Below are 6,538 nucleotides of genomic sequence, written 5' to 3' on the forward strand. Positions count from 1 at the left end.
CCCCTGACTCCTTTCCAACGGATGAAATTTTAAACGTCCAAAATTTCTTTTTCTTTGTCCGCTGTTATTTTGTCGATTTCTTTGGAAGATTTGTCGGTCAACTCTTGCACTTTCTTTTCATATGTGCGTAACTCATCTTCTGTGATTTCTTTGTTTTTTTCTGCTTTTTTCAATGCCTCGATGGCATCGCGGCGAATATTTCGGATAGAGACCTTAGCCGCTTCGTTTTCTTTGCCCACGGTTTTTGCCAACTCTTTGCGGCGCTCTGAAGTCAGTGCCGGGATCACCAAACGGATGACATTCCCGTCATTGGCTGGGTTGATGCCCAGGTCGCTTTGGTAAATCGCGCGTTCGATATCACCGATACTGGATTTATCGTAAGGTGTCACCAGCAACATGCGTCCTTCAGGAATCGTGATGGAAGCCAATTGATTCACCGGCGTGTTCGTTCCGTAGTATTCCACTTCGATGCGATCCAATAAACTCGCATTCGCGCGGCCTGCCCGAATCGAGCCAAGTTCGCGGATCAATGCAGCTTCTGTCTTTTTCATTCTGTCGGTCGCATTATCCAGGATTTCTTTTACCATGATTATTTCCCCCTAACAGTCGTTCCGATATCTTCTCCAAGTATAACACGGCGAATATTCCCTTGTCTGTTTAAGTTAAACACAACCAGTGGGATGTCGTTATCCATGCTTAGTGAGCTTGCTGTAGTATCCATTACTTGCAGTCCTTTGGAAATAACATCCAAATGAGTCAATTCAGAGAATTTTGTTGCGTTCAAGTCCTTCATCGGATCGGATGAATAGACCCCATCAACATTGTTCTTAGCCATCAAAATAACGTCAGCATTGATTTCAGCGGCACGAAGGGCTGCAGTTGTGTCAGTAGAGAAGTAAGGATTGCCGGTACCGGCAGCAAAGATCACAACGCGTCCTTTTTCAAGATGACGGACAGCACGTCTGCGGATGTAAGGTTCGGCAATTTGTCGCATTTCGATGGAAGTCTGAACACGAGTCGGAACGCCAGCATTCTCCAGTGCATCCTGCAAAGCCAAAGAATTCATGACAGTCGCAAGCATACCCATATAGTCTGCTTGCGCTCTCTCCATGCCCATTTCAGCGCCTGTCGTGCCGCGCCAAATATTGCCGCCGCCCACAACGATAGCCATTTCTACGCCCAAATCATGTACTTCTTTGATTTCTTTAACGATTTCTTCGATCGTCGGCGGATTGATTCCGAAACCAGTGTTGCCAGCTAAAGCTTCACCGCTTAGTTTTAAAACAACGCGTTTGTATTTTGGTTCACTCATTCTATATTTCCCTCCGTAATTGGCTGACCCCTGATCAATCAGGCTTATGACTATGATAAAAAAGCCCCAATTAAGGGGCAATTTTCATTATTTTTTAACTTGGCTCATTACTTCTTCTGCAAAGTCCACAGAGCGTTTTTCGATACCTTCGCCTACAGCGTAGCGAACGAATGATTTAACAGTCCCGCCTTTAGAAGCAGCAAATTGTCCAACTGTTTGATCTGGATCTTTAACGAAAGGTTGATCGTTCAATGAAATTTCGCTCAAGAACTTGTTCAAACGGCCTACGATCATTTTTTCAACGATATTGGCTGGTTTGCCTTCGTTCAATGCTTGTTCAGTAAGAACTTTCTTTTCATGTTCAAGTTCTTCTGGAGAAACTTCGTCGCGCGAAACATATTTAGGATTGATGGCAGCGATGTGCATAGAGATGTCTTTAGCAGCATCCGCATCAGCAGATCCTTCCAATAATGTCAATACAGCAATACGTCCGCCTTGGTGTAAGTATGCACCGAAAGCATCAGCATCCGTTTTTTCAACGATAGTAAAGCGACGCAAAGTAATTTTTTCGCCGATTATTGTAGTAGCGCTCAAGATAACATCGTTTAATGTACCTTCAGCAGTTTCGATTGCTAAAGCAGCTTCCACAGTTTCTGGTTTGTTTTTAGCGATGATTGCTGTGATATCAGCTACTAAGTTTTGGAATTTGTCGTTTTTCGCAACAAAATCCGTTTCTGCATTGATTTCAGCGATTACGGCTGTATTTCCATCAACATATACGTTTGCAAGTCCTTCAGCAGCGATACGGTCAGCTTTTTTAGCTGCTTTAGCCATACCGTTTTCTCTTAAGTAGTCAACCGCTTTGTCCATGTCGCCATCGACTTCTACTAGAGCTCTTTTAGCATCCATCATGCCTACGCCTGTCATGTCGCGTAATTCTTTAACCATTTTTGCTGTTACTTGTGCCATTCTATGATTCCTCCTGAATATTCTTTTTCATAAAAAAAGCTGTCCCAAAGAGAATAGAAAAGATGTCGGCTGCCAAATTGGCTATATCTTTCTTCTTTTCTGAGACAGCTCGTTACTTCAAACTAAATAGGAAATATTATTCGTTGTTGCCTTCTACAACTTCAACGATTTCTTCTAATGAAGTTGCTTCGTCAGCTTCAGCTGCAAAAGTTTCTTCAACAGAAATTTCAACTTGATCTTTTCCTTGGTTGCCTTCGATGAAAGCATCAGCCATTTTAGCAGTGATCAATTTAACTGCGCGGATAGCATCATCATTTGAAGGGATTACTACGTCGATTTCATCTGGATCACAGTTTGTGTCAACCATAGCGACGATAGGAATGTTCAATTTGTGAGCTTCTTGAACAGCGATTCTTTCTTTTCTTGGGTCAACGATGAACATTACATCCGGAATTCTAGGCATATCTTTGATACCGCCCAAGAATTTTTCCAAACGTTCTTGTTCTTTTTTCAAGATAGAAACTTCTTTTTTAGGAAGTAGTTCGAAAGTGCCGTCTTCAGACATAGCTTCGATTGATTTCAAACGTTTGATACGTTTTTGGATAGTATCCCAGTTAGTCAAAGTACCACCTAACCAACGGTGATTTACGAAGAACTGACCTGAACGGATTGCTTCGTCTTTGATTGAATCTTGCGCTTGTTTTTTAGTTCCTACGAATAAAGCTACGCCGCCTTCTTCAGCAACGTTAAGCATATATTTGTATGCTTCGTCGACTAATTTTACAGTTTTTTGCAAGTCGATGATGTAGATACCGTTTCTTTCTGTAAAGATGTATCTTTTCATTTTTGGGTTCCAACGACGAGTCTGATGACCGAAGTGTACGCCTGCTTCCAATAATTGTTTCATTGAAATTACTGCCATGTTTGTTTCCTCCAAGTTTGTTTTTATTTTCCTCCCCCGATTTCTTCTACAGCAGAAACTCATCTTACGACAAGCAACGTCCACCGTATCGATCAAGGTGTGAAATGTGGTTTTGCACCGTTTATAATTATATCGAATTATACCGAAAGAAGCAAGTGTTTTTCTGAAAATGGATATCAAACAGCCTCATTAGTGGTTATTTCAGGATTGAATCCCCAAAATCTGCTTGATGTCATCGTTCGTCAACCGTTGGCGGCTGAGCGCCTCTTCCCCTTCGGATACGATCAACTGATCAAAGAGCATCTTTTTGTCCTGCTGCAGCTGATTGATTTTCTCTTCGATCGTTCCCTCCGCGATGAAACGGTACACCTGCACATTTTTCTTTTGGCCGATGCGGTGTGCTCGCCCGGCGGCTTGCTCTTCGACTGCCGGGTTCCACCATAAATCGAAGAGGATGACGGTGTCTGCACCGGTCAGGTTCAACCCGGTGCCGCCCGCTTTCAGTGAAATCAAAAAGACATCCGTGTTTCCTTCATTGAACTGATTGACCAACGTAATCCTTTCGGCGGGAGGGGTTTTTCCGCTGAGATAGAGATGGCTTAAATTTTCCTTGACCAACTCTGCTTCAATCAACTTCAACATGGATGTGAATTGTGAAAACACCAAAACATGCTGGTTGTTCTCTTGAGCATTTTTCAATATTTCGACCAGTTGCTCCAATTTCCCTGAGCCGCCTTCGTAGGCTGCATCCACCAAACGGGGATCGCAACAGATTTGACGCAGACGTGTCAGCCCGGCCAAAATTTCCATTCGGTTCCGTTGGAAATCTTCACTGTCATAATCAGATACCTTTTCCTGCAACTGCTGGAGATAAGCCAAATACATGATTTTCTGTTCGCGATTGAGACTGCTGTACAGATCGGCTTCGGATTTTTCCGGAAGATCACCCAGAACATCCGCCTTCAGCCTACGCAACATGAAGGGTTTGGCTGTTTTCGAAATGTCTTCGAGCGACATTTTTTTGAATTCTTGTAGTTTCGGGAACAATCCCGGCAAAATCAATTGGAAAATTGCCCAGAATTCCGTCACGCTGTTCTCGATTGGCGTGCCGCTCAACGCAATATTGACCCGGGCATTCATCTTCGCTATTGCACGGAACGTCTTTGTATTGTAGTTATTGACATACTGGGATTCGTCCAGGATCATCGCATAGAAATCACACTTTTGATAAGATTCGATATCCTGCCGGAAACTTTGATAAGAGGTTATCGCAATGCCGTTCTCGGGCAATTGAGACAACTGCTCTTCCCGTTCCTTCTTCACGCCGCTGATGACACTTATCTGAAGCAAGGGCGCAAATTTTTGGAATTCGTACTTCCAGTTGTAGATCAGTGAAGCCGGCGCAATCACCAAAGCGGGTTTGGCATCATTTTTACCTTCCTCTACTTCGCTCAGCAAGAAGATGATCAACTGGAGTGTTTTGCCGAGTCCCATTTCATCAGCCAAAATACCGCCTAAACCGTAATTGGCGAGAAATTTCAGCCATTTGAAGCCGGTCACTTGATACGGACGCAAATCCGCTTGCAACGTTTTTGGCAATTCAGCCGGAAACTCATTCGGGTGCTTGATGAAATGATACAGTTCGTTAAGGAAATCTTGGCTGCCGACTTCAGGGTTCAGATCATTGATTTCTTTTTCGAGTGTCATGCTCTTGATCATCGGCATCGAAAGTGTGCCATCATGGAGCTGGGACTCATCTTTGATCAATGAGAGGAAACGATTCATCTCTTTCATTGTTTCCGTCTCCAAAGATAAGATGCGACCGTCTTCTGTCTTGTAATAAGCATCATTTTTTTTGAGGCTATTCAACAATCTGTCGATTTCGTTTTCCGAAATGCCACCGACATCAAACCGGATATCCAAAAAAGAATCCCTTGTCCTGCGTTGAACCGACGTTGAAACTTCCGTATTTTCCACTATCAGATTCTGCAGATCCGGACTTAATTCGACCTCGGCATAACGGCGCAAAACAGGTATTTTCCTGTAAAGAAAGCTGAATAGATCAACATCTTTCGAAGCCAGGAAGGCTATTTGGTTTTCGATTATGTTGAAATCCAGATTTTCCAATACCTGCAGGATCCGCTCTTCACCTATCGTATCCCTGATCAGGAATTGGGACTCTGTTTTCGAAGCACGGTTCTGACGGAAAACCGTTTCCCCGTATTTGAAGAAAATTTCACCTTTTATGCGCTTGGCCGGACCTCGGAAATGGATGGAGACGGTCAGCGGCTCATCAACGATGTTGCGCTCCAATTCTTCACTGAAGTGCACCGTTCCGATCTGTTTCAGCAATGGAATAACATAGGTCAGCAAATCCGATACATCTGGTTCTTCGATTCCGATCACATTTGAGTCTTCAAAACGTTTTTCAAAGAACGAGAGGTACCCCAACAGTTTATGTTGCTGCACACTTAGCGGATGAACTTTGTTGCCCTCGATCAGCCAGTCATAATCCAATAGATGGGTGATATTGTCACACTTGATGCGAAGCTCTATTCCCTTGCCTTTCTTTCCCAAAAGGAATTGATAGCCCGGTTTTTCCGGACTGATCTGCACATCCGGATACGTTTGCTCGCCGGCAATCCATTCCACCCGTCCTGTTTGGATCAAATCCTCCAAAATGGAGTGCGCTGAACTCGGCGGAAGAATCAGATAGGAATCTAATTTTCGAGCCGTAACATTCAGCAATTGCTTGTTCAACGCTGCGGGTTGCTCTTCCAGCAGCTTATGCAACCGGTAGATGATCGGATGGTCCATTTCTTGGATCTTCACTGTCCGGAAATCGATCCCATCGCCGAGGCGGTATTCCCATTTTTCTTGTTTGATGAATTGTTCCGTAAATTGTTCGATATTGGTGACCATGTAAGGTTTATCGACCCCTGCACGCAAGGATAAAGCCAATACATGCTCACCAGTGTTTTGCATCAGACTATTTGGCTTCATGCGCAGAACTTGCAGCGTATACTGCACTAAAAAATCTGCTTGGGTGTTCAGGCTCTGGGCGCCTTTGTTTTCTTGGAAGAAAATCTGCGTCAAATCGTTCACAAATTCTTGACCGGCAGTTTCCGCATCGACCTGAAACTGTTCTGCGCTGCTTTCCGTCAGAATACGGGTACCGCATTTCTCCTTCAGATACAATTCAACAGCGATCGTATGCTTGCAATACTGATGATTTTTCCAGTACTTGCACTGACATACATCCTGTTCCCTGGCTGTCCCATCTAAGGTGACATGATACATTTTACTGCCGAGCACCTCACAATGCCAAACCTGGC

The 6,538-nt window shown here is 43.9% G+C and carries 5 protein-coding genes; all 5 read right to left on the reverse strand.

Annotated features, from left to right (window positions below; genetic code table 11):
- Positions 1-29: 29 nt before the first annotated feature.
- Entirely contained in the window at positions 30-587 is a 558-nt protein-coding gene (frr, locus tag WBM30_RS04800) for a ribosome recycling factor (protein ID WP_424899625.1), read from the reverse strand.
- A 2-nt stretch (positions 588-589) separates the two neighbouring features.
- A complete protein-coding gene (pyrH, locus tag WBM30_RS04805; RefSeq protein ID WP_086627869.1) occupies positions 590-1,312 on the reverse strand; it encodes a UMP kinase in 723 nt (240 codons plus the stop codon).
- Positions 1,313-1,399: 87 nt separating this feature from the next.
- On the reverse strand, positions 1,400-2,281 hold the full coding sequence (gene tsf, locus WBM30_RS04810; protein ID WP_424899626.1) for a translation elongation factor Ts: 882 nt from the start codon (positions 2,279-2,281) through the stop codon (positions 1,400-1,402).
- 136 nt (positions 2,282-2,417) lie between these two features.
- Entirely contained in the window at positions 2,418-3,203 is a 786-nt protein-coding gene (gene rpsB, locus WBM30_RS04815) for a 30S ribosomal protein S2 (protein ID WP_086627867.1), read from the reverse strand.
- A gap of 201 nt (positions 3,204-3,404) precedes the next feature.
- Positions 3,405-6,538 (reverse strand): DEAD/DEAH box helicase (locus WBM30_RS04820; protein WP_424899627.1); only part of this gene is annotated, 3,134 nt, incomplete at its 5' end.

It is taken from the genome of Trichococcus sp. (genome assembly GCF_049684335.1).
Classification (GTDB): domain Bacteria; phylum Bacillota; class Bacilli; order Lactobacillales; family Aerococcaceae; genus Trichococcus.

Bases quoted from the DNA above. Each gene is read 5' to 3' on its own strand.
- frr (WP_424899625.1), bottom strand. From the start codon at position 587: ATGGTAAAAGAAATCCTGGATAATGCGACCGACAGAATGAAAAAGACA.
- pyrH (WP_086627869.1), bottom strand. From the start codon at position 1,312: ATGAGTGAACCAAAATACAAACGCGTTGTTTTAAAACTAAGCGGTGAA.
- tsf (WP_424899626.1), bottom strand. From the start codon at position 2,281: ATGGCACAAGTAACAGCAAAAATGGTTAAAGAATTACGCGACATGACA.
- rpsB (WP_086627867.1), bottom strand. From the start codon at position 3,203: ATGGCAGTAATTTCAATGAAACAATTATTGGAAGCAGGCGTACACTTC.